General features: G+C 48.1%; 22 protein-coding genes and 3 pseudogenes. 17 read left to right on the top strand and 8 right to left on the bottom strand.

Annotated features, from left to right (window positions below; genetic code table 11):
* Nucleotides 1-133 precede the first annotated feature (133 nt).
* The gene (locus U5R06_24785; GenBank protein MDZ7725947.1) at nucleotides 134-1,576 is read right to left on the bottom strand and encodes a hypothetical protein; all 1,443 of its coding nucleotides are present in this window, start codon (nucleotides 1,574-1,576) and stop codon (nucleotides 134-136) included.
* A gap of 68 nt (nucleotides 1,577-1,644) precedes the next feature.
* The gene (locus U5R06_24780) at nucleotides 1,645-2,016 is read right to left on the bottom strand and encodes a hypothetical protein (GenBank protein ID MDZ7725946.1); all 372 of its coding nucleotides are present in this window, start codon (nucleotides 2,014-2,016) and stop codon (nucleotides 1,645-1,647) included.
* 140 nt (nucleotides 2,017-2,156) lie between these two features.
* Between U5R06_24780 and U5R06_24775 the strand changes: the two genes are divergently transcribed.
* A complete protein-coding gene (locus U5R06_24775; GenBank protein MDZ7725945.1) occupies nucleotides 2,157-4,283 on the top strand; it encodes a CBM35 domain-containing protein in 2,127 nt (708 codons plus the stop codon).
* A gap of 105 nt (nucleotides 4,284-4,388) precedes the next feature.
* On the opposite strand, the gene U5R06_24770 is transcribed toward U5R06_24775, so the two are convergent.
* The 3 genes from U5R06_24770 to U5R06_24760 all read right to left on the bottom strand — a co-directional run bounded on the left by U5R06_24770 (nucleotide 4,389) and on the right by U5R06_24760 (nucleotide 6,493).
* Complete coding sequence (locus U5R06_24770; GenBank protein MDZ7725944.1) at nucleotides 4,389-4,892, bottom strand: transposase; 504 nt, start codon at nucleotides 4,890-4,892, stop codon at nucleotides 4,389-4,391.
* Between the two features lie 321 nt (nucleotides 4,893-5,213).
* On the bottom strand, nucleotides 5,214-6,257 hold the full coding sequence (locus U5R06_24765) for a macro domain-containing protein (GenBank protein MDZ7725943.1): 1,044 nt from the start codon (nucleotides 6,255-6,257) through the stop codon (nucleotides 5,214-5,216).
* Nucleotides 6,258-6,259: 2 nt separating this feature from the next.
* On the bottom strand, nucleotides 6,260-6,493 hold the full coding sequence (locus tag U5R06_24760) for a DarT ssDNA thymidine ADP-ribosyltransferase family protein (protein MDZ7725942.1): 234 nt from the start codon (nucleotides 6,491-6,493) through the stop codon (nucleotides 6,260-6,262).
* Between the two features lie 153 nt (nucleotides 6,494-6,646).
* On the opposite strand from U5R06_24760, the pseudogene U5R06_24755 reads away from it, so the two are divergent.
* Nucleotides 6,647-7,805, top strand: a pseudogene (locus U5R06_24755) (IS4 family transposase).
* Here U5R06_24755 and U5R06_24750 read toward each other — a convergent pair.
* The 3 genes from U5R06_24750 to U5R06_24740 form a co-directional block, all read right to left on the bottom strand.
* A complete protein-coding gene (locus U5R06_24750) occupies nucleotides 7,788-8,192 on the bottom strand; it encodes a DUF4433 domain-containing protein (protein MDZ7725941.1) in 405 nt (134 codons plus the stop codon). The pseudogene U5R06_24755 and the gene U5R06_24750 sit on opposite strands and share 18 nt — an antisense overlap.
* Nucleotides 8,193-9,118: 926 nt before the next feature.
* Nucleotides 9,119-12,034, bottom strand: a complete 2,916-nt coding sequence (locus tag U5R06_24745) for a TaqI-like C-terminal specificity domain-containing protein (protein MDZ7725940.1) — start codon at nucleotides 12,032-12,034, stop codon at nucleotides 9,119-9,121.
* Between the two features lie 277 nt (nucleotides 12,035-12,311).
* The gene (locus U5R06_24740) at nucleotides 12,312-12,590 is read right to left on the bottom strand and encodes a hypothetical protein (protein MDZ7725939.1); all 279 of its coding nucleotides are present in this window, start codon (nucleotides 12,588-12,590) and stop codon (nucleotides 12,312-12,314) included.
* A 461-nt stretch (nucleotides 12,591-13,051) separates the two neighbouring features.
* On the opposite strand from U5R06_24740, the gene U5R06_24735 reads away from it, so the two are divergent.
* From U5R06_24735 to U5R06_24665, 15 genes and pseudogenes are all read left to right on the top strand, one after another.
* Nucleotides 13,052-13,699 carry an NAD(P)H-dependent oxidoreductase gene (locus U5R06_24735; protein ID MDZ7725938.1) on the top strand — a complete coding sequence of 216 codons (648 nt, stop codon included), beginning with the start codon at nucleotides 13,052-13,054 and terminating at the stop codon, nucleotides 13,697-13,699.
* 239 nt (nucleotides 13,700-13,938) lie between these two features.
* Nucleotides 13,939-14,226, top strand: a complete 288-nt coding sequence (locus U5R06_24730) for a hypothetical protein (protein MDZ7725937.1) — start codon at nucleotides 13,939-13,941, stop codon at nucleotides 14,224-14,226.
* A 432-nt stretch (nucleotides 14,227-14,658) separates the two neighbouring features.
* Nucleotides 14,659-15,258 carry a carboxymuconolactone decarboxylase family protein gene (locus U5R06_24725; protein MDZ7725936.1) on the top strand — a complete coding sequence of 200 codons (600 nt, stop codon included), beginning with the start codon at nucleotides 14,659-14,661 and terminating at the stop codon, nucleotides 15,256-15,258.
* Nucleotides 15,259-15,360: 102 nt separating this feature from the next.
* Nucleotides 15,361-15,642, top strand: a pseudogene (locus U5R06_24720) (HigA family addiction module antitoxin).
* A 295-nt stretch (nucleotides 15,643-15,937) separates the two neighbouring features.
* Nucleotides 15,938-16,705: a Fic family protein gene (locus U5R06_24715; GenBank protein MDZ7725935.1), complete on the top strand. Its 768-nt coding sequence runs from the start codon at nucleotides 15,938-15,940 to the stop codon at nucleotides 16,703-16,705.
* 374 nt (nucleotides 16,706-17,079) lie between these two features.
* Nucleotides 17,080-17,727 carry a phosphoribosylanthranilate isomerase gene (locus tag U5R06_24710; protein MDZ7725934.1) on the top strand — a complete coding sequence of 216 codons (648 nt, stop codon included), beginning with the start codon at nucleotides 17,080-17,082 and terminating at the stop codon, nucleotides 17,725-17,727.
* Nucleotides 17,728-17,978: 251 nt separating this feature from the next.
* Complete coding sequence (locus U5R06_24705) at nucleotides 17,979-18,152, top strand: hypothetical protein (protein ID MDZ7725933.1); 174 nt, start codon at nucleotides 17,979-17,981, stop codon at nucleotides 18,150-18,152.
* A gap of 233 nt (nucleotides 18,153-18,385) precedes the next feature.
* Nucleotides 18,386-20,007: pseudogene (locus U5R06_24700) on the top strand (peptide chain release factor 3).
* The gene (locus U5R06_24695; GenBank protein MDZ7725932.1) at nucleotides 20,004-20,348 is read left to right on the top strand and encodes a TraR/DksA C4-type zinc finger protein; all 345 of its coding nucleotides are present in this window, start codon (nucleotides 20,004-20,006) and stop codon (nucleotides 20,346-20,348) included. Before U5R06_24700 ends, U5R06_24695 begins: the two are co-directional and overlap by 4 nt.
* Nucleotides 20,349-20,979: 631 nt before the next feature.
* A complete protein-coding gene (locus U5R06_24690; protein ID MDZ7725931.1) occupies nucleotides 20,980-21,621 on the top strand; it encodes a formylglycine-generating enzyme family protein in 642 nt (213 codons plus the stop codon).
* Nucleotides 21,606-21,944 carry an SUMF1/EgtB/PvdO family nonheme iron enzyme gene (locus U5R06_24685; protein MDZ7725930.1) on the top strand — a complete coding sequence of 113 codons (339 nt, stop codon included), beginning with the start codon at nucleotides 21,606-21,608 and terminating at the stop codon, nucleotides 21,942-21,944. Before U5R06_24690 ends, U5R06_24685 begins: the two co-directional genes overlap by 16 nt.
* Before the next feature lie 33 nt (nucleotides 21,945-21,977).
* Entirely contained in the window at nucleotides 21,978-22,742 is a 765-nt protein-coding gene (locus U5R06_24680) for a DUF1080 domain-containing protein (protein ID MDZ7725929.1), read from the top strand.
* Nucleotides 22,743-22,805: 63 nt separating this feature from the next.
* The gene (locus U5R06_24675) at nucleotides 22,806-24,260 is read left to right on the top strand and encodes a hypothetical protein (GenBank protein MDZ7725928.1); all 1,455 of its coding nucleotides are present in this window, start codon (nucleotides 22,806-22,808) and stop codon (nucleotides 24,258-24,260) included.
* Nucleotides 24,261-24,462: 202 nt separating this feature from the next.
* Nucleotides 24,463-25,263: a ThuA domain-containing protein gene (locus U5R06_24670; GenBank protein ID MDZ7725927.1), complete on the top strand. Its 801-nt coding sequence runs from the start codon at nucleotides 24,463-24,465 to the stop codon at nucleotides 25,261-25,263.
* A gap of 129 nt (nucleotides 25,264-25,392) precedes the next feature.
* Complete coding sequence (locus U5R06_24665; protein MDZ7725926.1) at nucleotides 25,393-25,644, top strand: hypothetical protein; 252 nt, start codon at nucleotides 25,393-25,395, stop codon at nucleotides 25,642-25,644.
* The last annotated feature ends 18 nt before the right edge of the window (nucleotides 25,645-25,662 follow it).

Below are 25,662 nucleotides of genomic sequence, written 5' to 3'. Positions count from 1 at the left end.
AATTGATTCTAAACAGATAAAACAGAAACCAATCCCGAAACCTGACTTTGCCCCTTTGCAAAAAGGGGACAAAATCACCCATAGAAAACTGAATTATTCTGTAATCCGCTTCCATGATTACCAAAATCATGGTTCAATTGTAAACAAAATTCGCCGTCACCACCGACGCGCGGTTCACTTTAATCCGAACCCAGTGCGCGGAAAATCCATTCGGGAACACGAATGCCTCATAACCGCCGGCCGGCACACTGATGCGCTTGTACACATCAAAGTCTCCGCTACCCTGATGATCGATTTCCACCTTGAACATCACCTCTGATGTGCCGTCATTGTTCAGATGCAGGGTCTTTTTGTCAAATCCGGTCATCAAAAACGGCTGCGAAACCTCACCGGCCTTTACAGGATCGTCCATCCACACCGCGCCCCAGCCCGTCGGTTTGCCATAGTCCCACAGATCATCCACATTCTGAAACAGCAGTCCCGACTGCGGCTGGCCCACGCCGTGATCGGTCTGATCTCCGGCCATCACGAACAGGCCGCGCCAGAAACAGAAATCCGGGACAATGCGCAGGTGATAGCTGATCGGTTTGATGCCCCAAACATCGCCGCCCCAGGTCATCATGGGCAGCTCGTAGAAAATACCGTGTACATCCATAATAAAACGCTCGGTCTGCGCCTCGCGGATGCGCATCCATTCGGTGTTCCAGGCGTGATCAAAGGAATGACTGCCTTTGGGCAGACGATAGGTTGTCCATTGTTTTGAACGGTCATTGTAGCATTTCAGGATCACGGAACGCCGGTCCCAGCCGGTGGCGAATATGGGATTGCCGTAAATGGATTTACCAAAGCGCATACTTGAATTTTTACCGCCCACCTCGACAAACGCGGTGTGCTCCAGAATGGTCCAGTAATCGGATTTACCATCCCATTCCGCCAGATGTCCGGATTGGTGTTCTCCTAAAAAGTCACCTTCATTGTAGGAATTATCCGCCACCACCACCCGGCCGTTGCCGGTATGCATGCCTTTAAAGTGCGGCACAATAGTGTCCGGCATGCTGAATTCATCGTGAAAATCAAACAGCTGTGTGGCCTGCAGGGACTGTACATCGCATTCAAAGAACAGGCCTTCCATGGTCAGAAAATAGACCTTGTTCTCCGGATCAGTCAGATGTCCGGATACGGCTGCCAGCCGGTGCTTTGACAGGATCTCACAGGTGCGCACATTGCCGTCAATATCAATAAAATGCGGACCGATAATCGCCTGATCCGACGGATTATGGATCATGCGGTTGGCAAAGGTGCCGGTCACGCTCTCGGGATGTTTGCGCATGCTCATATCCTCGCTGATCTCGTACAGACCGATCCGCGATCCGTGAATATGCGCCACATAACCGATCATCCACAGCTTGTCGGCCCACGGGATCAACGCGCCGATGCCGCTCTCGGAACGATGCTTGTGCGGTCCCAGAATGGTCAGATTCGGAAACACACCGTTGATCTCGCGTACCGGCGTCTGCGCTTGCAGTCCGGTTAGAACCGACATCAGCAGCAGTATTGCAATCGTGTTTTTCATCATAACCTCGCTGTTTTTTTCTCAGAGCGTTTGCGCATTCACTTTTGCGCGCCATGCATCCAGTTTATGTTTTAATTTTTTTGTCCTAACCGGTAATGTCGGTGCCAGATCAACCTGTTCCTCCGGATCCCAAAGTCGAACAATTCCACACGGTCGTCTTTTAGGTGTTCAATCAACTTGAAATCACCCTGACGGATGACACTGGCGGGTTTTTGACCCAGATTGTGATAATGCGGGTAATGCCAGAAAAGTGTATCGCGCTCAAGTGTTTTTTGCTCGCGCAGATGAGAGGCAAGACTGATCCCGTCCATATGCTGATCCGGACGCAGGGGCAGGTCCGCCATGTCCAGCAGCGTCGGATAAAGATCCGTGCTCATGATCAATTCATCAGACACCGTGCCCAGGACCGCGCCCATGCCTTTTAAAAATTGCCTGCGCTGCATCGCTCCTCCTGCCTGCGGTTACAGCATTCACACCCAATATAAAAGAAATTTTGATATTATGAAACACTTGAATGATTAAGGTTTACAATTTACACGGATAGTGTTATATTTTTCCGAGAACACAACACAAGGAGAGATGTATGAGAACAGCATGGATCATCGGCAGTCTGTGCCTGCTTATTTTATCAAACGTGTTTGCGCACAATTACGCCGATTCCAGCATGACCCTGGGCACGAATTTCTGGGACCAGGCCTGGGGCGGCGCCGATCCCTGGAAAAACGGTTATGAAAACGCCGTGAATCCGGACAGCTGCGAGTCCCCGGACTACAATCCCTGGAACCCCGAATTTCTTGCTGAAATCGAATTTTATTCCACGTTGCGGTTCATGGATTACGGCAAAATCAACAACAATCAGCACGAGATCCACTGGGATGACCGCACCCGCCGATCCGCGGCCAATCAGCGGCGCATGGCCCTGTACTGGATGATCGATCTGTGCAACCGGACGCAATGCGATCTCTGGGTGTGCATGCCCGAAGCCGCGGTTGATGACTATTGGACACACGCGGCACAGCTGATTCAGGCAGAACTGGATTCGAATCTCAAGGTGTTCATCGAATGGTCGAATGAGCCGTTCAATCCCATGTTCACCGCACATCAGACCGGCATTGACAGCGGCAAAGTGCATGACCTGTGGTTTCCCGGTGATCAGGGCCAAAGCTGGGGCGAAAACCGCTTGTCCGCGCGCTATAACGTCTATGCGGCGGTGCGTGTCTGGCAGGCGTTTCTCGATGTATTCGGCGAAAGCGCCAACACGCGCGTGGTCAAAGTGCTCTCCGGCGCCGCCGGCAACGACTGGTGGGACGCAGCCCAGGCCAATGCCCTGAGCGATGAAACCATCAATCCCGACAATCTGTTACCGGACGGCTATGCCATCGCTCCTTATGTGGGCAACGGCCTCAACGGCGCCGCACCCGATATCATCGAACAGATGAACAGCGCCTTGAACGGGGCTGAGGATCATATCAACAAGGTGGAACAGGTTCTGAACGGCACCAGCGAGTGGAGCGGACAAATGCCGCCGCATCCGGCATTACAAGACGTTCCGCTGTTCTGCTACGAAGCCGGGCAGCATATCGTCACCCACGCGGCCAGTTTTGCCGTGAACCGCGGCGCATTCACCTGGTACCTGAATTATTTCGACATGCTGTCCGAGCACATCAACGGACCGGTTTGTCATTACACCCACAGCGGCAACTGGGGTGATATGGCCTGGGGGGCGCTGGCGCGCATCGGACAAAAGCCAACGGACGCGCCGAAATTCATGGCCATCCGCAACTGGCATATTTTGAACGTCAAATCCGATCCCGGCCCGCAAGTCACGGTGCGCGTGGATTCCGGCGACGGCGGCGGCCTGTATTACCCCGACATGTACGCCCTGATCCAAGCGGATGGGCGCACGGACAGTCTCGTGTTTGACCGCTGGAGCGGCGATACCGCGTTTGTCGCCGAACCCGACAATCCCGAAACCGTCATCAGCGTGCCGCAGCAAAACGTGCACGTCACCCCGCTGTACAAACAGCCGGAAACCAGCACCCGTTTTGAAGCGGAAAACGCCGAGCTCATCGGCGTCGAAACCGCCAATACCCGCGCCGGCTATTCCGGGTCCGGTTATGTGGAAGCCTCGAGCTTTGACAGCGACGGCGACCTGATCCGCTTTACGGTCTCGGTGCAGGACTCGGGGACCTATAACCTGCGCATCGGCTATGGCGGATTCAACGGCGAAAAGAGCCAGTACATCCACGTCAACGGCGAACGCGTTGACTATTTCTCCTTTCCGCCCACCACCGACTGGACCCGCATCGAATTCGGCCCGATTCATCTGAACGCCGGGATCAATACCATTTCCATTGTCAAATCCTGGGGATGGATGGCCGTCGATTATATTGAAATCGACGGCGCCGGGGTGCTGTCCGGGATGGATCATCAGGGACAACAGCTGCACGAATTCTGCCTGTATGACAATGTCCCCAATCCGTTTAATCCGGTCACCCGCATTCGCTACAGCCTGAACCGCGGCGGCCGCGTACAGCTGCAGGTCTTTGACATCCGCGGCCGCCGCGTCGCTGCACTGGTGAACGCGGTACAGTCCGCCGGACCGCATCAGATCGAATTTGACGGCCGCGGACAGGCCAGCGGCGTGTACCTGTACCGCCTGCAGGCGGACGATGAGGTGCGGACCGGGAAAATGGTGTTGGCAAGGTAGGGTGGGTTCGTACTACCATATCTATCATATGGGCACAAATCAGCAGCACGAACCCACCTACTCGCCGAAATTCAATTGCAAGAAATGATCCGGTTCCATTTCACCTCAATCTTTTTCATACCAACCCATTTTTACATACCGGTGAAAGGTTGAATACGGCCACAAAACAGCGCTTTTGACAAGACTGTGTTTGACGGGATTGTAATGAATATAATGCAAATGATTTTCAAAATCCCGGTCATCACGGATGCAGTGTTCCCAAAACCGGCGCTGCCACACCCCGCGTTCCCTGTGACGAATTTTCGATGCTGTTACGGCACTCTCATCACCGCCGTTCTTGAGAAAAGACCGGGTAAAGCGCAGTTTTATATTTCGAACACGGGTTGAAAAATCCGCATCATGCGCCGGAAGTGTCATCATGACATGCAGATGATCCGGCAACAGACAAAAAGCCACGATTTTAAACGGACGTCGGGATTGTTCAATTCGCCAGGCCCGCCTCAGACAGGTCCGGGCGAGATCTGATGTCAAAATCGGTTTGCGTTTGTGCGTGACCAATGTAATAAAAAAAGTGCCGCCCGGCACGTAATACCTTCGATAATTGGACATGGTTACCCCCTTGTGTTTATCCGTCGATTTCCGTAGGGTGGGTTCGTAACGAATTTTCTTTAAACATGGAAAATCCTGGATTACGAACCCACCTACTCTGTCAACCCGTACAACCCATACACCAGGCCAGACGCCGGTGCAGGTCGAAATCAATATGCTGTTACATATTTCAATCATTTTACCTGGAAAATATTGAATAAAAATCAATCATTCGCCTATATATGGTATATGCTGCCGGTTCTGCAGTTTTATTGTTACATATCCGTTACGTAATTTTACTCTATAAAAAGGTTATGTAAAACTTGCCCCGATTACAAGTATTTAAATCCAGGATTCACCCCGTAACCGCTGCCATGCCGCATGAATATGTTTGGCCTTTAACAGATCTCGTTTACGTGGATTCCATTGATGCACCTTATCAATAACCTGATCAACATCATCACTTTGTACCTCACGTGTGCATACCCAGTGCACACTGGCGAGCAGTTCCATGCCGTAAGGCGTCTCAAACCCTTCAATCAGATCTTTGACTCGATCAATTTTTTCGCGCGTTTCATTGTATGGCTGTAAGAATGCATCTGCTGTTTGCAGCACAGACTCGTCTCTAATTTGTACTGGAACATCAGGAGCGTTCTGACCATCCCCAAAACCAACGATGAAATGACCTTCGATGTGATGCAGAACATGTCGCAAATTATCTGCATAAGGCCCGTAATGCCCCTTTTCATATTGCAGTTTAAGTGGAACACCGGCTTCCTGTAAAAAATACATCAATTTTTGAATTTCAAGCAGCGATAAACGGTAATCATAGCCGGGGACTGCATAAATTCGCATCAACTCAAGAAGTGAAGCACGGCCATGCGTCATTTTCGGCGGTTTTGATTGTTTGATCATCGATTGAGGTGGCGGTGCTCCGTGCGGTTCATAAACAAATATTTGAACATCTTTCAAGGGTTCAAGATATTGTGTGATCAAGGTTCTGACCCGGTTCCAGTCGAGTCCGCCCAATCCGCTGCCGAGCGGCGGCACGGCGATGGAATGGATTTGATAACGTTTGATTTCATGCTTCAAGGTTTCCAACCCCGATTCAATGTATTCATACCGGCTTTTTGATTTCCAGTGGGTTTTCGTTGGAAAATTGATGATATAGCGGGGATGGGTAAAACTGTGACGATCATATACCAGTAATTTACCGGGTTTCAAATCTCCGTGATCACAGGCTTTTTTATAAACGTTGTAATTCTCCGGATATGCTTTTTTAAATTGCAGAGCAATGCCTTTGCCCATTACCCCCACCGTGTTGACCGTGTTGACCAGGGCTTCAGCATCTGCTTTCAGTATGTCACCTTGCGCGAATGTGATCATGTTTAAAACCTATAGTACCATTCAGGTTTCAATTTGACAGCCGGTTTGTATTCACTTGTTTCTAAAATGGATTCGACTTTTTGTGCGATATTTTCATTCAAAACGGCGATTTGAGTTACAATATTCCAGGGGAAAAATCTGAAAACAAGAAATTCAGCCTGGCGCCGCTCTTTTCTATCCGGATCATCCGGGGTATTATGCCAGTATATTTCCTTCATGACTGCAAAATCAACCATATGTTCTATTGCATCCCAGTAACGTCCGGTTAGGTAATTGCAACGCTCAGATTATACAAAAAAATATGACATAACACAAAAAAACACTTGACATTACGTCAAAAATTTTGAAGTCGATTTTCATAACATTAATAAATATAAGGTGTTATGGAAATGCGACGTAAATTCAAAAAGTTTAAGCCTCGACAAAAATCTAAAACATTCAAAAGACTAATGGAACCGATCAAGGCTATCTTGTCCAAGGTACCACCATTAGTTTCACGAGGAGATCGACCTCTGCAAATGACATTTGAAGATCAACTCAATGCCCTCGTGTTTTATCATCTTGAAGAGCATGAATCAGGGACTCATCTTGTCCAGGTTCTTCAAGAAGATACATTTGCTCGGGAGCATATTGCCCGAAAGAAGGAATCAAAAAAAGTAGCTTTTTTGAGGCTATCAACAATCGCGGCCTCGAACAACTAGCTGTTGTTTTTAATGAACTTCAAGCCAAAGCTGCGACCACTATCCCAAAGCAATTTGAACATTTGGGGGAGCTTGTTGCCATCGACGGTTCTTTGATTGATGCTGTTCTTTCAATGACTTGGGCTGATTATAGAAACGGCTCTAAAAAGGCAAAAGTTCATCTCGGTTTTGATATTAATCGGTCCATTCCAACAAAACTATATCTCACAGGCGGTTTAGCCGGTGAACGACCATTTGTCGATCAAATACTCTCTTCTGACCAGTCCGGCGTTCTTGATCGGGGCTATCAATGCCATAAACGCTTTGACCAATGGCAGGAGGACGGTCGTCAATTTTTCTGCCGCATCAAAGCATCGACGAAAAAAAATGTCTTTATGCACATGACATAAAACCAGAAAGCATTGTTTTTTATGATGCTATAGTTTTATTGGGGACGCCGGGCACCAATCAAACAAAAAAGTCGATACGACTTGTCGGTTATAAAATCGGCAATGTAAAATACTGGATCGCGACAAATCGTTATGACCTCTCTGCAGAAGATGTTGCTCAGGCATACAAACTTCGTTGGGAAATTGAAAATTTCTTCGCTTGGTGGAAACGCCATCTCAAAGTCTATCATCTCATAGCTCGAAGTCAGTACGGACTTATGGTTCAAATTCTCGGCGGCCTCATTACATATTTGCTACTGGCAATCTATTGTCATGAAAATTATAACGAAAAAGTTAACATCGAAAGAGTGCGAGAACTCCGTATTCAAATTCAAAATGAAGTGCGAGATTCCGACAAGAAAAATCGTAGAAAATCTCATCGAAAAAATCGACGAAATTACTTACGTGCAAAAACCTAACCGGACGTTACTGATTGCATCCAGGTTATTGGAATATTCAGCGTGCGACAATTCTGCATGACGGTCGGTGTAAACAAATTGACTGTTTTGGAAAATGACCAGATCTATGTTAGAAACCAGGTGTATAATGGGTTCCTGTCCGTCCTGATAGTCCGGGACATTTCCTTTATTAATCGTGTACAGCATCGGAGACCGTGGCGCAAAATAAAACGGAACATAATCGCCAAGACAACCGCCACGACCAACATTAACTTTTCTGCGCATTCTTCTGTCTTTGATGTGCTGGTAGCCTATTTTGTTGTAGGATAAATTGCGCCTGATCCGTTCAGAATCCGACCATAATCCGTTTTCTTTGATAATACTTTCCAGATTATCAATGTGAGTAATATGGTAAATGTCAATTGGGCGTTGCAGCAGTTATCCTTTTTAAGGTAAAATCGGTATTCAGAGCTTAAAAATCAATAAAAAAATCAAAAGTCGGGTGGGTTCGTGAAACCGTATTTATCATATGGGCACAAATTCAGCGGGCGGCCGGACAGACGCCGGTGCAGGTCGAACTCACTTTGTTACTTATGCCCAGAAGGGTAAATATTTTCGGTTTCGCGGTGACTTTTCACCAAAACAGATCGCCCCGGATATCCATCCGGGGTGTACAATGAACCGGGACATCTGTCCCGCATGCAGCACAGATGAGCCGAAGCATCTGAGTCGGTGTCACTGCACGACTGCCCGAAAATCAAAGATAGACCGTAATGGCTAAACGCGGCACTCCAGGCAAGGGGGCTGGAGACGGATGTCTCCAATCAGCGCCCGCCCGGGATCGTTATCCCAGACGATCTGACATCTGTGGTTTATGTTTTTTTGACGTTATTTTCCACAATCCCCACCTCCTCTTCCGTCAACCCGTACAACCCATACACCAGCCGGTCAATCTGAGCGTCCGTGGTGGTAATTTGGCGCTGCAGTTGTTCGCGGGTGCGCGGATCGCGGGCGGCGCTTTGGCGCCGGTGCAGGTCGAACTCACTTTGTTACTTATGCCCAGAAGGGTAAATATTTTCGGTTTCGCGGTGACTTTTCACCAAAACAGATCGCCCCGGATATCCATCCGGGGTGTACAATGAACCGGGACATCTGTCCCGCATGCCGCACAGATGAGCCGCAGCATCTGAGCCGGCGTCACTGCACGACTGCCCGAAAATCAAAGATAGACCGTAATGGCTAAACGCGGCACTCCAGGCAAGGAGGCTGGAGACGGATGTCTCCAATCAGCGCCCGTCCGGGATCGATATCCCGGACGATCTGACATCTGTGGTTTATGTTTTTTTGACGTTATTTTCCACAATCCCCACCTCCTCTTCCGTCAACCCGTACAACCCATACACCAACCGATCAATCTGACCGTCCGTGGTGGTGATTTGGCGCTGCAGTTGTTCGCGGGTGCGCGGATCGCGGGCGGCGGACAGGCGCCGGTGCAGGTCGAGCATGTGCTGGACGAGGTCAACGAGGCGGTCGTGGGTGGCTTTGTCTTTGGGATTTTCGAAATCTATTTTTCGGATGGGAATCTTGATAAGATTTACTTTTTTTATCTCTGCAAAAACACGCCCTTTTTCCGGGACGATTTCCTGATATAGATATACCATCAATTTCGAATTGATAATGCCAAGCACATAAAAGAGATTATATCTTTTATCAGTCATTTCGATATTATAAACATTATTCAGATTATAAAATCCATTTGAATCATATGTGGCTCTAATTCTATCTGAAGTTTGCCTCAGAACAAGCTTTTCTCGTTCAAATGGCGCTGGAAAACGAGGTTCGGCAAGCCATTTTCCATAACTAATAAATCTTTTCGCAATTGGCTTCAATGTATATCTATCAATATCTTTCCCAACAATATATTGTTTATATGTCTCATCACGTTTTTCATCGCTATCGAAAATCCTGTTTTTTACAGTACTTGCTGTCTGTTTTGGCTGTCCCTTATTTTTCTGATAAGGTTTTATACCAACGATACAATTTGAGATATGACCTAACAAAACAGAATTAAAGTATGCCTTTTCGAATAAATCATTATTTGATCTTAATTGAAATTCATATCTCTCATTTTGGTAAAATGTCCTCTGAGCAACTTTTTCATATTTTATATTTTCAAACGCTTTTGCGCTACTCATTTTTGAAAACTCGACATCAAAACTTTCCTCATCAGATTTTTCAAAAATGAAAACAGCAGTGTCCCCCGTATCTGCATCCTGAAAAACTTTATAATTCAAAACTAATATTTTGTTGATACAAGATTCGTCCAAAATAACTTTTCTTATTTTTTCAAAATAGTGTTGATTGAGAAAAACAGCAGGTGTTATGTATGAAAGTAAACGATTTTTTGAAAGCAATTTTAAACCTGTTTCAAGGAAAAATACAAAACTATTAATTTGATATTCAAAGGACTGAAAAGTGTTTAACAAATAATCCTTTTCAGATTCAGTAAAAATCGCCCCATACGGCGGATTCCCAATCACCGCATCAAAGCCGCCCTGTTCAAACACGTGTGCAAATTCCGCTTCCCAGTCGAACGCGTTGACGCGCAGCAGTTCCTGTTCATCAAACATGTTGCCCTGTTGATTGTCGTAATAATCCGGGCCGATGAGCGAGTTGCCGCATTTGATATTGTCGCCCAGGTTCGGCAGGGCGCGTTCGTGCCAGAGTCCGAGCTGGCGGTTCAGGGTTTCGCTGTCTTCGTGCTCCAGCACCTTGAGCAGCAGACTGAGTTTGGTCACTTCGACGGCATTGGCGTCAATGTCCACGCCGTAAATCGTGTTCAGCAGAATGCGTTTTTTCTCCGCTGTGGTCAGGTACCACTCGTCCTCCGCGCCCTGAAAGATGGCCTGGGGATCGGATTTGCGCGGCCGTTTGCCGTTCACCGGACGGCCCGGCAGCGTTCCGGTGCGTTTGTATTCGGCTTGATAGGCCTGCAGGTGCCAGTCCATGAGATACTGAAACGCGCCGAGCAGAAACGATCCGGAGCCGCAGGCCGGATCGACAATGCGCAGGTCACTGACCTGCTGCGGGGTTTTGTCCTTGAGCAGTTCGCCCACGGTGTGCTCGACGATATAATCGACAATATACTGCGGTGTGTAATAGACGCCGCCGGCCTTGCGCACCTCGGGTTTTTCCTCGATGCGGGCGCGGTGGCCGCCGGTCAGGGTGATGCGCTTGCCCAAAAACTGCTCATAGGCGTGCCCCATCACCTCGACCGGGAACTGACTGAACTCGTAGGGACAGGGATAGTACAGGTTTTTGAGAATCTCTTTGAGCACCTTGTCGTCCAGCTGCAGACCGGGCGTGATGGTATCCGGGTGTTCACCGTCCCGGTCGTCAAAATGAAACAACCCGGAATTATAGCGCTCGTCGGCGTGATGATAAATCTCCACCAGGCGTTTATAGCTGTTCTCGCCGTTCAATAGCGACTGCAGCGCGCCATAGGGCTCGATGCCGCGGTCCTCGGCCATGCGCAAAAAGATGAGCCGGTCCAGGGTCATCTGCACGCCGAAATTCAGCTCGCGTTCCGACAGATCCGGATTGCGCAGGGCGATATTGCGCGCCAGCAGCATGCGCCACTCGTCCAGGCTGTTGAGAAAATCGCGGTCCAGTTCCGCGCCGGGACGTTTGGCCTGGTTGTCCTCGATAAAACGGTTGAAATCGCCGCGCAGCACCGCTTCCCGGGACAAGGCCGCTTCAATCTCGTCCCATTTGTCGGCATAGTCGCGAAACGTATAATACAGCATGCGGCCGGTGTGCGCCTTGTCGGTGATCGCGGGTTTGAGGCGCGTATCGTAAATGCTCAGTTCCTCAAAATCCGACAGCATGGACGCCGGCAGTTTGGCGGAATAGGCGTAGCGGCGCAGCTGAAACGCCGGTTCGGGATTGTGTTTCAGGTCCACGGACGGTTTTTTCGCTTCCAGGAAAAAGATACGCCGTCCGCCGATGCGGAATGAGTAATCCGGCGCCTTGGTGTGGCCGCCCACCTTGATGTCGTCCTCGTGAATGACATCCCTGAACGACAGGGCATAGCCGCTGCGATTGTTCACGTCCCAGCCCAGCGCCTCCCAGAACGGATTGATAAATTCCACCCGGATCTGGGTTTCGTTGTATTTCGGGTGTTTGTACTCGCTTAGATTGCGGTCAAATTTCTCAACCAGCTCGGCAATTTTAGATTTGGCGTCAGACATGGCGTCCGCCCCGGTATTGTAAGTTCAATGGTAGTGATTACCTTTTCGATAATATAGCGGAAATATTTCAAAAAAGCAACGCACCTGACGATCCCGGGAGGGTGCACTCATAACGGGACGAGTGAAATCAAGTTGCAAACATGTATTTTTAAAGTATATTTTAATTGATTGTTTTATTGTTATTTATAATCACCACAAACAGAACGTACTATAGTACGTTCTGTTGTGAAGACAAGTAGCAGCTCATACCCGGGGTTGCCATACACGGCATACCGGTTCACTGGACGATTCGGTTGCCTTTTTGAGTATTAAAAGTTAACCGGAAACCGCTATTAAAACCATCATTCGGAAACCAGCCCATGGCAACCGGAATCGCATACTGCACGCCTGGCGCATTCCGGCCGGCATCAATGCCGCTTACACCTGCATGTGTGCGGCCGTCGAGCTGGCGTGCCCGGGCTGCGACCGGACAATCGCTGTTTCTCCGGCATCCGCCCCCTGTACCGGGATCATTTCCGGTCCGCCGAAATCCCGGAATCTCAGGCACCCCCCGCATTCACCTCATTCAACCCGACATGCACCTGCGCGAGACGGGCGTCGATTACCTGGTAGCTGAACGCAAAGGATTTGCGGAGGCGTATGAACGGGAATTAAACGCAGGTACAAAATTTGCAGAGACAGGATGAGCCCTGTCAGGCGCTGCCCCCCTGGAAAAGGGGGACAAAACCATGCTTGAGGGCTTTTGCTTTGAATCCTCCCTACAAAAAGCCTGAACAGATTTCCCCTCCTTTTTTCAAGGAGGGGACGATTCTCCGCCGGATGGCGGAGAATCAGGGGTGGTCCGGCCGCCACACCCGAAATATTGTACGTTTCAGTTTAAGCCCCCTATTATCAATTGAAAACTCGCAAATTAAACTTGATTTTACACATTAATTAAAGTAATTTAAACCCGATAAACGGGGATCATCAAAGATCTAACGAGAATAACAGTGTCAACAGCCAGCAAAGGAGTCCGGATTGCAGATATCTGATATAACATCAAGCGTCATTTATGCCCATCCGTATGATAAAAGCTTTAATTATGCCATCTATCAAACCGTTTTGCAGACGTTTGTCACACTCGATATTGAAACGTTTGCACATGACCTGTACAAAGAACAATTCAATCCGGTGTTAACCACAGCGGAACTCGGGAAAAAACCGACGACGGATAAATTGGTACAGCAATACACTCGAGAGCTCATGCAATCCGATATTCTGGTCTTTATTCATCCGAATTGGTGGGGACAGCCGCCCGCCATTTTAAAGGGCTATATCGACCGGGTGATCCGGCCGCCGCATGCCTATGATTTTCCGGAACAGGATTCGGGCGGCGGTCTGCCCGTCGGTAAACTGGCGGGGAAAACGGGCATTGTGTTCAACACGTCCAACACGGAAAAAGACAGAGAAAACACTTATTTTCATGACCCATTAGAGTTCATTTGGAACAAATGCGTGTTCGGATTTTGCGGAATTGACCGGTATGACAGAAAAATGTTCAGAATCATTGCAGACAGTACACACGATGAGCGCCTGAACTGGCTCGCAGAGGTCAGAGAGATTATTACGGACAACTGTATGAACTATTGGATCGATGCAGCAATCCTAGAAAAACTCAGGCCGTAAAGGCAAACGTAAAAAACAGACCGTATACCCGAACACCGCTATCGGGATTTTCAAATCATAGCGCGGTTCGAATTTTAGATACAAGAAAAAGTATAAAGAAGAGGATGCGCTCATGTCTGATGAAAAACAATTATCTGTCATCATTCCGCGCCGTGGAGCCCTTCCCGTCATGCGGATGACAGCGTCAAGTGAGCCCAAAGAACATGAAATCCGGGTAAAAATGTTAAGCATGGGGTATTGTGAGACGCGACAAATCGATTATCAACGGACAAAAAACAGACGTTCAAGGCCGAATCGGACACGAAGGAGCCGGGATTGTTGTCCGAAGGGACGCCGGCATTCAATATTTAGAAACAGAACAGCCCGTGGTTATTCTTCCCTTTATCAACAAACACAGTATCGGATATGACTGGCCGGAAGGAGGCAAAGGTATTTTTTCAAATTATCCGGTCATTCCCGGCAATGCGGTCTATCCGATTCAAAAAGATATGATCTCACCCTATGATGAATTTTTGCATATCCTATAAAGCCCGGTGATACCCCACCAATAGCTTAGATCGGAATCCGCCGCCATGGCACGAGGGACAAATTGATAAATATCGAACCGGCTCTCAATGACAGACTCAAACGTATTCACGTAACAGCTATAACATTTCCCCCTCCTTTTCCAAGGAGGGGACGATAGCATCATCCTGCCCATCCATTAAGGTTCTATACAGGTAATTCTTGCATTTAAAACCATATTCAGTTATTTTGTCAGGATACAAAATGAAATCATAATACAACTATTCCTGATAAACAAAATTACGGTATTTGAATGAAATACTTTTGGTGTTAGTGACAATCACTGATTTCACTTTTTACAAGAGTTAAATCTAAAGTATATTTTTGGAGACCTGGCGGACAAACGTTGTAGGCAATTAAAGAGTATCTGACCTGGCACAATAAAACAAAGACTAGTGAATAATTTTCACAAAAAAATCTACACCCCCCGCACCCTCTTCCACGACATCGGCTATCTCAGCCGCAACCTCCCCGGCATGCTCAATTTGCGCCGGGATCCCGGCATCAACCGTCAATTCGTTGAAAAGATCATGACCGTGACCACGGCGGTGAACGGCTGCGTCTATTGCGCCTGGTTTCATGCCGGACAGGCGGTGCGCAGCGGCATCAGTCAAACAGAGGTCAAAAACCTGCTCAATCTGCAGTTTCACGCCGACGCCTCTGATTTTGAACTGCCGGCTCTGTTATACGCCCAGCACGTGGCGGAAACCGACCGCCATCCCGATCCGGACATGACGCGGAATCTGTATGAATACTACGGGGATCAGACCGCGGACAATATTCGGCTGATCATCAGAATGATCACGTTCGGCAATCTCTACGGCAACACCTGGGATGCCGTGATCAGCCGAAGGGCCGTCCGGCGGGACCACAGCAGTCTCCTGTTTGAACTGCTGTTTTTTACTTTTAACGCCCCCATCGCGCTTCCCGCCATGCTGGCGGTCAAGGCAAAAAAATTGATAAAATCCCTGCGGCCGCAACCGCAAATCGAATAATTTTCGGAAAAAGTCACAGGCCCGGAGTGAACACCATCAGCTTGAACTGCAGTTGCAGGATGCCTGTCACGTTGAGATCGTTGATTGCCACTGAGGAGAAACATGATGAACAATAAAATCCCTCCCTTGCACCCCGGGAAAATACTTTTGGAAGAATTTTTAAAACCTATGGGACTCGGCCAAAATAAAATTGCCCTGAATATGAGGATTTCTCCGAGACGCATTAATGAGATCGTACTTGAAAAAAGAAGAATCACCCCGGATACAGCATTGCGTTTGGCAGCGTACTTTAACATGTCCCCGCAATTTTGGCTGGGTTTGCAAATGGACTATGATCTTGATGTAGCACAAGATCAACTGGCTGCCAAAATTGACAAAAAAGTGCAAAAGGTCAAAAAAGCACTAAAATTTGCCCGATCTCAATCAGAGCGTTTACCCCGCTCACTCTTTCAAATCGACCGTTCCGATTATAAAAATATGGATGACGGGCTGCCGATGGGTGATATCAACCGGATAAAACATTGTCCACAAACAGCCTGAATAGATTCACTCTCCTTTTCCGGGGAGGGGACGTTCCGAAAGCTTTCTGGACAGGGGGTGGTCCAATCGCGCTCTCCAACCAGTCCCGTGCTATTTAGGTGATTCTTGCTTTTAAATATATAATAGTTTATCTTTAAGAATGATGAGAGTCACAGACACAATCTATTTTGCTGCCTATCATGACCGCATAGGCCACAAAATCCCAAATCTGATAAGCAACCATGATTTCAGCGAGGGTACGATCGAATTCAGCTATTCGACACGATCGTCCGCCGTTTACTCTGCCAATATTGAAGGCAACCCGCTTGACCTCAATTCTTATATGAATCAAAAGCGGTCACAAACCAAATTCAAATCTAAAGAACTTCAGGAAATTGATAATCTGATCGCAGCCTATGAGCTGGCGCTGCAAAACGAGCTGAATGAAACAAACTTTTTAGCCTGCCAGGCGCTCTTTTCCAAAACACTGCTGATCAAAAGCAAAAGAGAAACATACAGAGATGAAAAAGTGGGGGTTTATGATCAAAACGGGTTGGTCTACCTGGCCATTGAACCCGAAAAGGTTAAAGAGCGGATGAATGCATTTTTTCAGGGAATAACCACTCTGCTGAAAGCAGATTTATCCGAAGAAGCGACATTTTATCATGCGTCACTCATTCATTTGATATTCGTTCATATCCACCCCTTTCTTGACGGCAATGGCCGGGGAGCGCGATTGCTGGAAAAATGGTTTATCAGTCAGGTTCTGGGAGAGCATTTCTGGAAAATTCCATCGGAAAAATACTATTGGGATCATCGGCCCGAATATTACGAAAACATCAATCTTGGTGTGAACTATTACGAACTGGATGATTCCGGCTGCCTGCCATTTCTGGCCATGCTGCCCGGTTGTCTTGCGGAAAAATAAATGGTCAAATAGAACCCCATACGTATACCCAACCATTCAAAACCATAATATGGTTTGATTCTTGTTTTTCTTTGCGATCTTTGCTTCTTTGCGTGCATTGTTTTTATTTTATACCACTGGTTGCAGCGGAATGCCAAAAAAAAACAGTATATCTGCTATTAATAGTCTTTACGATCATTGTCCTTGAACTTTTTCCGATCGATTATGACAGGAATTGAAAAAACCCATGCTGCGCCCGCCATCGGGCATCCTTTTCTCATACCGGTTCTCTTTTTCTTGCAAATCACCCCCATATTTCTTAGTTTTCATAAACGCAAACCCGGCAGCTCCGCTGTCCGAGAGCACAAATTTTTAAATCCTTTTTGGACCTATTTATGCCCCTCCGCGTCAAAATCTGCTGCATCAGCAGCATCCGTGAAGCCGAAATCGCCGTTGCGCACGGCGCGTCAGCCGTGGGACTGGTCGGGCGTATGCCCGGCGGGCCGGGCCCCATCCCGGACGAACGCATTTACGAGATTGCGCGCACAGTCCCGCCGGGCGTTTCGACGTTTCTGCTGACCTCGGAAACCGATCCCGAGTCCGTTATCCGGCATCACCGCGCCACGCGCACGGACATTATCCAGTTGGTGGACCGACTGCAACCGGACTCCTATCAAGTATTGCGTGAGGCCCTGCCCGCCATCCGACTGGTACAGGTGGTTCACGTTTTAAATGAACAATCTGTGACCGAAGCCCTGGCAGCGGCTGAACACGCGGACGCGATTTTACTGGATAGCGGCAATCCCGATCTGGCCGTCAAGCAGCTCGGCGGCACCGGCCGCACCCACAACTGGGACCTGAGCCGCGAAATCCGCGAGCGTGTACCCGTCCCGGTGTATCTGGCCGGCGGACTGCATCCCGGCAATGTCAAAGACGCAGTGCAGCGCGTGCGCCCGTTCGGCATTGACCTCTGCAGCGGTCTGCGTACAAACGGAAATCTGGACGAAAACAAAGTTGAGAATTTGTTCAAACAAATGGATTAGCTGTTGTTTTTCTCTGCGATCTTTGCTTCTTTGCGTGCATTGGTATTAAAAAATACACGCTATTTTGCGTTGGAAAGCACCGATATAGATAAACTCTCAAGATTTATCGCCTACGTCGGGAAACCATAAAATAAACGCCGGACAGTCTATTTCAAGAATCCGGGAAGGATATTCCAAATACGAAATACTGTCCGGATTTGATGAGGTCATGGCAAAAGTCAAAGACAATGATATACCGGGATGGGACAAGATTGAATAATGAACGGATTATTGAACATTGTCCCGAGTTGTACATCATCCCCTCTCTGGACCGCTCGGGAGATACCTGTCACTCGAGTTTCCGCGGCATGTTTGTCGACGGCGATATGAACAGCACGTCGCGGGAGGGGCTGCAGGAACAACTGATGGGCGCCCATCCACTCTGAATCACACTCGGGAAAAGCCTGGACCGGCGGTAAGGATCAGCATCCGCATAGAGCCATAAAATCATTGCTTTTTTTTTCTCATTTTTTTCCGTATATTTTGCTATGATTTTAAAGACATTCGACATTCTTTCCCCTATTTGAGATCGCGTCCGCGCTGTGTATCGATTGGATACGGACAGCGCGCTCACCTGTTTAATCTAATCATTCAATAACTTTTTACATCAGGACAAGATATGTCTCATAACGAGATTAACCGGCGAAAAACCTTTGCCGTCATCAGTCACCCGGATGCGGGTAAAACAACATTAACCGAAAAAATGCTCTTGTACAGCGGAGCCATTCAAGTGGCCGGCGCCGTCAAATCGAACAAGATCAAAAAAACAGCAACCTCGGATTTTTTAGAGATTGAAAAACAACGCGGCATCTCGGTCGCCACGTCGGTGCTGTCGTTTCAATACAAAAATTACAAGATCAATCTTTTGGACACGCCGGGCCATAAAGATTTTGCCGAAGACACCTATCGAACTTTGACGGCCGTGGATAGTGTTATCCTGGTTGTTGACGGCGTCAAAGGCGTTGAAGAGCAGACGGAAAAACTCATGCAGGTCTGCCGTATGCGCAACACACCGGTGATTGTTTTTATCAATAAATTTGACCGGGACGGCAAAGAACCGATTGAATTGCTGGACGAGCTGGAATCCCGGCTTGCCTTAAAGGTGAGGCCGTTAACCTATCCTCTGGGCATGGGCAAGCGATTCAAGGGCGTTTACAATATTTACAAAAAGTCGTTTATTTTTTACCGGCCAAACAAGGAGCATGTCTCCGAGGAAATACGCGTGTTTGACGACCTGCAGGATCTGGAATTGGATAGGGCTTTTGGCGAGCAAGCCGACTCCTTGAGGCATGATATTGAACTGGTCGACGGCATTTATGAAAATTTCAGTCTCGATACCTATCGGAGCGGCGGACTGGCGCCGGTATTTTTCGGCAGCGCGTTGCATAATTTCGGCATTCGGGAGCTTTTGGATACATTCATCGACATTTCGCCGTCGCCCACCAGCCGCAACACAACCGGCGGCGAGGTATCGCCTACGGATACCAAATTCAGCGGTTTTGTGTTTAAAATACACGCCAACCTTGACCCGAAACACAGAAATCGCACCGCCTTTTTACGTGTGTGTTCGGGACGCTTTGAGAAAAACACGTTTTATCATCATGTCCGCTTGAACCGGCAGCTTAAATTTTCGGCGCCGGTCAAATTTATGGCGCAAAACAAAACACTGCTCGACACCGCGTTTCCCGGCGATGTTGTCGGACTTTATGATTCCGGGATTTTTAATATCGGCGACACCCTCACCGAGGGCGATACGTTTATGTTCAGGGGCATTCCCCGCTTTCTTCCGAGGTTTTCGCCGTTGTCTATAACAACGATCCATTCAAATCAAAACAACTGGAAAAGGGTATAAAATCGCTGACGGATGAAGGTCTGGCGCAATTGTTCACCCAATCTCAGGGGAATAAAAAGGTCGTGGGCGTTGTAGGAGAGCTACAGCTTGATGTGCTAAAATACCGCTTGCTCAACGAATATGGAGCACGGGTCGAATTTAAACCCATGCCGGCGTTTAAAGCCTTTTGGCTGCAATACAATGATGCAGACGAGATCGCCGAGTTGTTACGATTTCGATCACATTCGCTGTATCAGGACAAAGATAACAATCTCGTTTTTATTGCAGGTTCCGAATTCGCGCTAAAGATGGCCGGGGATAATAATCCGCAGGTTACTTTTCTATCGGCTATTGAGCACAATGCACAAACGCTGTTGCTGGATGAAACCAATAAAGGAATGTTTGAATGAACGAGAACAAGAAACAACAAATCAAAAGCGCCATTTTAGAGCAATTGTCTCTTATTGAAAAAGATATTGAATTACTCGAGGAAGCGACAGCGCCCATAGCGCCGGATAACGCCATTGGACGACTCACGCGGATGGACGCCATTAACAACAAAGCGGTGGCGGAAGCGGCGCTTGTCGACAAGCGAGCCACGTTTTCCAATCTAAAACAAGCCTTGACAAAAATTGATGCGGCCGATTTCGGTCAATGCGCTCACTGCGGCAGCGAGATTGCCTTTGAACGGTTAATGTATCTGCCGCATTCCCCCTACTGCATAACCTGCGCCTCGCAGGGCAGGCGCTGACGCTGCCGTGCCGTCAAGAAAAAGACTTGTTGGGGCAGGCTCGCCTATTTTGAAACCCGTTCTTACAATCAGGGATACGAACAGACAACGGCTTTAGACCATCTTGGAGGACAGCGTGCGCTGTCCCGGAGCTGCAAAAGCCCGGATGATAAAGGCCGTCAATAACAGTGGATTATTACACTATGGACTATATACGGCTATTTCTAAACAACAAACGCTTGATAGCGCTCGGTTTTATGCTGACATTTTTTCCAGTTTTGGACAGACATTTTTACTTTCATTATATGTGCCGCATATTATACACGTATGCATTCCAACCGTCGAAGCGTTAATGTGATTGCATTCTCAGGGTCACCATCACGCGTTGACGCATTGGGATAAATCATAACACAAGCTGCTGTTATTGTAAATTTTCATCCTATGCGGCACCCGCCCTGACAGAAAAGACTTGTAAATGGCAAAACAATATTTTATTTTATATATTGTCTCATGCAAAAAATACTTGCGGAAACTCTTGACAACACAATCAGGGTCACAACATGCATGCTATCACACTGTCGAGCTGTGCTCAATAGCCATGCATTTGATCCTTATCATTAAAGGAATCAGACCCTCCCGGAAAAGCGCTGCCATGAAAAACATGATCGCATTACTGACTGTACTCAAGCTTGCCGGGCATCAGGATCATTTCCAACATCAGAAATTAAAAATAAACAAGGAGAGAATGGTGAACAGCACAAAAAAGTTTGAAAGAACCGCATTCACGTTTTACGCTATTTTCATATTGTGTTTTTCAGCCGTCCAGGCACAAGACTCTGAAATTCATTTGCCGGGCGATACCAAAATGATTTTGATTCCCGCTGGTGAATTTATCATGGGAGCAGAGGGACAACAAGAATATGAAAAGCCGGAGCACAACGTCATTTTAGACGGGTTTTACATGGACGCAACCGAAGTGACCCAAAAAGAGTTTGAACGTTTAATGGGCAGAAATCCTGCTTTTCATAACGACGATCCGCTCAAGCCGGTCGAGCAGGTGACCTGGTTTGATGCAGTGCTCTTTTGCAACGCGCGCAGTGAACGCGATGGTCTGGAACCGGCATACAGCTATTCGCGCATAGAAACAGACCGTGAGGTCAAAGGTCGCTGCCGTATGCTGTATGGATTGAAATTCGATCCCTCGAAAAGTGGGTACCGGCTGCCCACCGAAGCTCAATGGGAATATGCCTGCCGGGCAGGCACGCAGACCACCTATTTTTGGGAGATGAAATAAACGGAGATTATTTATGGTGGGCCCGCAACAGCGACAACACCACGCACCCGGTCGCGACAAAAAAACCAAATCCATGGGGTCTATACGATATGTTGGGAAATGTTTTCGAGTGGACAAACAATTGGTTCTATCACTATTCTGAAGAAACCGTCAAAAATCCCACCGGCCCGGAATTCGGCATTGAAAAAGCTTTACGCGGAGGAGCGTACAAGGCGCATGATGATCGTTATGAAGACCTGGTGACTTCAGCAACACGCGGTTGGACCTATCCGTACGCGGCCTGGCCGTCCGACGGATTTCGATGTGTAAAACCTTTGAATTAAATTCAAATTCTCATGAAACCAGGACATATAAACATGAAAAAATTACTGATTTTGGCTCTTGCAATCGGTGTTCTCAATAGCATCACGTGCCGTCATGATGCTGAAAAACAGGAATGGATTTCGCTTTTCAACGGCGTCAACCTTGACGGCTGGACCATGAAATTCAGCGGCTGCGAGTTGAACGAAAACTATTTGAACACATTCCGGGTCGAGGACAGTCTTCTCAAGGTATGTTATGACGAGTATGAATTGTTCGAGAACCGATACGGACATCTTTTTTATCAAGAACCGTTTTCTCACTACCGCTTGAGATTAGAGTACCGTTTTACCGGTGAAAAGCTGCCCGACAGTCCCTGGTGGACCGAAAATAACAGCGGTGTGATGATTCATGCGCAGGCGCCGGAAACCATGCCGTTCATTGCAGACCCCACGGATGAAAATCTGGACCTTCTCGTGCATTTCCCCCTCTCTATCGAATGTCAATTATTGGGCGAGGCGGTCACGGCAAATGCCTGTCAAATCGGGACTATTATTGATATCAATGGTGCAAAAGCCCCGGAGCGGAACATGAACTCGAACTCGAAAGCCTATCCCGCCGATCAGTGGGTGCAACTGGAAGTGGCGGTGTACGGCGATTCGATTGTTCATCACATGGTGCAAGGCGACACGGTGTTGACCTATACCAATCTCAGACGCGCGGACGACGGCAGACCGCTGTCCGAGGGGTACATTGCCTTGCAGGCCGAAAGTCAACCGCTTGAATTCCGAAAAATAGAGTTGTTAAAAATACCGCATTGATCTGACGGCAAGAATGCAGTGTACAAAACTTGATGGACGGACTCGAAAAGAAAAGGATAAAGCATGAACCAATCAATGATCTCTGTGCTCGTCCTGTCAACTTTGATGATAACCACAAGCTGCCAAAAAGCCAATGCGCCGCAAGGCAAAAATGAGGCGGCCATACGCCCGTACGCGTCCAATCCGTACTATTGGCAATACAAAGGCGACCCCGTGCTGCTGCTGGGCGGCTCGCGTGAGGACAATCTGTTCAACCATCCAGTTGGACTGGCGGCGCATCTCGATACGCTGGCGGCCTGCGGCGGCAACTATATCCGCAACACCATGAGCAGCCGCAATCCCGGCAATCCCTGGGCATTCAAAAAACTCGACAACGGCTTGTACGACCTGAACCAGTGGGATGATGAATTTTGGAGCCGTTTTACAAACCTGCTTGATTTGTGTGTCGAACGCGACATTATTGTTCAAATCGAGATTTGGGATCCCTGGGATTATTTCAAAACCGAAGCGCCTCTCGGATACGGCCCGGATAACGTCGGCTGGGAACGCTGCCCGTTCAATCCCGCCCTGAACATCAACTATACAGCCGAGGAATCGGGGCTGGCAACCGGGATTGATTATTATTCATCCGACAAACCGAGCGATCATCTGTTTTTTCATACCGTACCGGCGTTAAAGGATGTCCCCCTGATCCGGCAGGTTCAGGAAAAATTTGTCGAAAAGCTGCTGTCCATTTCCCTCGACTATCCGAATGTGTTGTACTGCATGAACAACGAAATCGGCGAGCCGCCGGAATGGGGAAAATACTGGGCGCGCTTTATCCGCGGCCTGGCCGAAACGGCGGGCAAACCCGTCTATCTGGCCGATATGCGCCGCAATTCCAATTTCGAGTCCGAAGAGCAGGTCAAGTTGCTGCACGACCGGAAGCATTATGATTTTTTCGAAATTTCGCAAAACACCGCCAACAACGGGCAACATCATTATGATCAGATTCTGTCGATTCGCTCACAACTCACCGACAATCCCAAACCGCTCAACAATATCAAAATTTACGGTGGAAAGATCGGCAGTTGGACCACCAGCGTTGAGGAAGGCACCCGACGGTTCTGGCGCAACCTGTTCGGCGGACTTGCGTCTTCGCGGTTTCACCGTCCCGGGCCTTCGAAACACTTTTTCGGCATTGGCCTGAGCGAACTGGCGCAAACACATATCCGCGGCATGCGCCTGCTCACCGACGCGATGACCGTGTTCACCTGCGAGCCGCACAACGACCTGCTGACAGAGTGCGAGGATAACGAGGCCTATTGCCTGGCCGAACCGGGACACCAATACGCGGTCTATTTCCCGGAGGGCGGCGAGGTGCTGCTGGATATTTCTGACTCGAATGCATCATTGAGCATCCGTTGGCTGGACATCAGTAAAAGCGCCTGGCTGGAAGCGGAACGCGTTTCCGGTGAAACACTGTCGCTTGATGCACCCGGCAGCGGGCAGTGGGCAGCGTTGGTTTTGGCGCAATAAAATTTAAATTTGACAAGGAAAGCCTGGCAATACAAGTGGCCTGTCTTGCCAATATTTCGCAGATTAGGCGGTAAAACCCTCGATTATCTGCCAGGTCAAAAAGTTTCAGGATAATCAAGCCGACGCTTACATTTATCCTGATTACCAGAATGAATGGGAGTTTCCGTTAATTGAAATTCAATAATTTTAAAACGAAATTGAAATGAAAAAATATCTGTACTTGATTCTTATTTGCATCTTTTATACAAGTGTAAATGACGCAAAAGCCCAGGTTGACAACCGTTTTCGACAGCCTCACAGCCGTAACCAGTTCGAGGTGTTGGTTTATACCAGTCCCGATCATTGGCATAACCTTACCGAACCGGTTGCTATGCTCGAGTTTCAGGACATGGCTCAAAGACATGCTTTTGGGCTGACCTGGACTGCCTTAAACAGTAGATTTAATGATGAGGCACTCGCTCAGTTTGATGTTATTGTTTTCCTTCAATCAACCGTTAGAGACCTTTCGCAAGAACAACTAAAAAGTTTTAAAAAATTTATACGAAATGGCGGCGGATTTGTCGGTATTCATGGCACTTCGGCTTGCCGGGATGAGCCCGAGTGGTTCAGGAAACTGGTGGGACGGGTGTTTACAGGTCATCCTGAAGAACAAACTGCGGTTTTGCATGTAATCCATAAAAATCATCCTTCAACCATGCATTTACCAGACAAATGGATTTGGACAGACGAGTTGTATTCATTCGGCCCGGAGCTCGTTGATGGTTTAAATTATCTCGTCACTGCCGATGAAGCAACCTATGACCCGGACAGAACGTGGGGCGATGATACACGATTTACGGCCATGGGCGATTTTCATCCTTTGGCCTGGTATCACGAATTTGAGGGTGGACGATCATTCTATACTTCGTTTGGGCACATGCCTGCGCTTTTCCGCGACAAAAATTTTCTCGACCATATTTATGGTGGTATTTACTGGGCTGCTACGGGCCTGGGAATTTATTAAAATTAGAAAAAAGATGATAAAATAATTTATTATTGTAACTTTTGCAGATATACAGATAGTGATAACCACCAGGTTTTGTTTTTAAAACGATAATACAGAGGTAGAAAATTGACAGACGAACGTGAATAAATGTTAATAAAAATCAATCGACGATACTTTGCACCGATCTATGTTGCAACAATGATAATTATTCTAACAACCAATGACGCATTCGCGGCGAAGGATGACCGGCGCATTCAACCGTTTCACCAAAACCCCGCTTACTGGCAGTATAATAACAAACCGGTGTTGTTGCTGGGCGGCACGTCCGATGACAATCTCTTTCAGCTCAAAACGCCCGGCGCGGGACATGGGGCGGCGCTGATTCTGCAATCGGAATAATGACAGTCAAAAGGAGAC

Source organism: candidate division KSB1 bacterium (assembly GCA_034521575.1).
Lineage (GTDB): Bacteria > Zhuqueibacterota > Zhuqueibacteria > Residuimicrobiales > Krinioviventaceae > JAXHMJ01.
The sequence above is the reverse complement of the archived record's forward strand: the minus strand, read 5'-3'. Positions and strand labels throughout refer to the sequence as shown.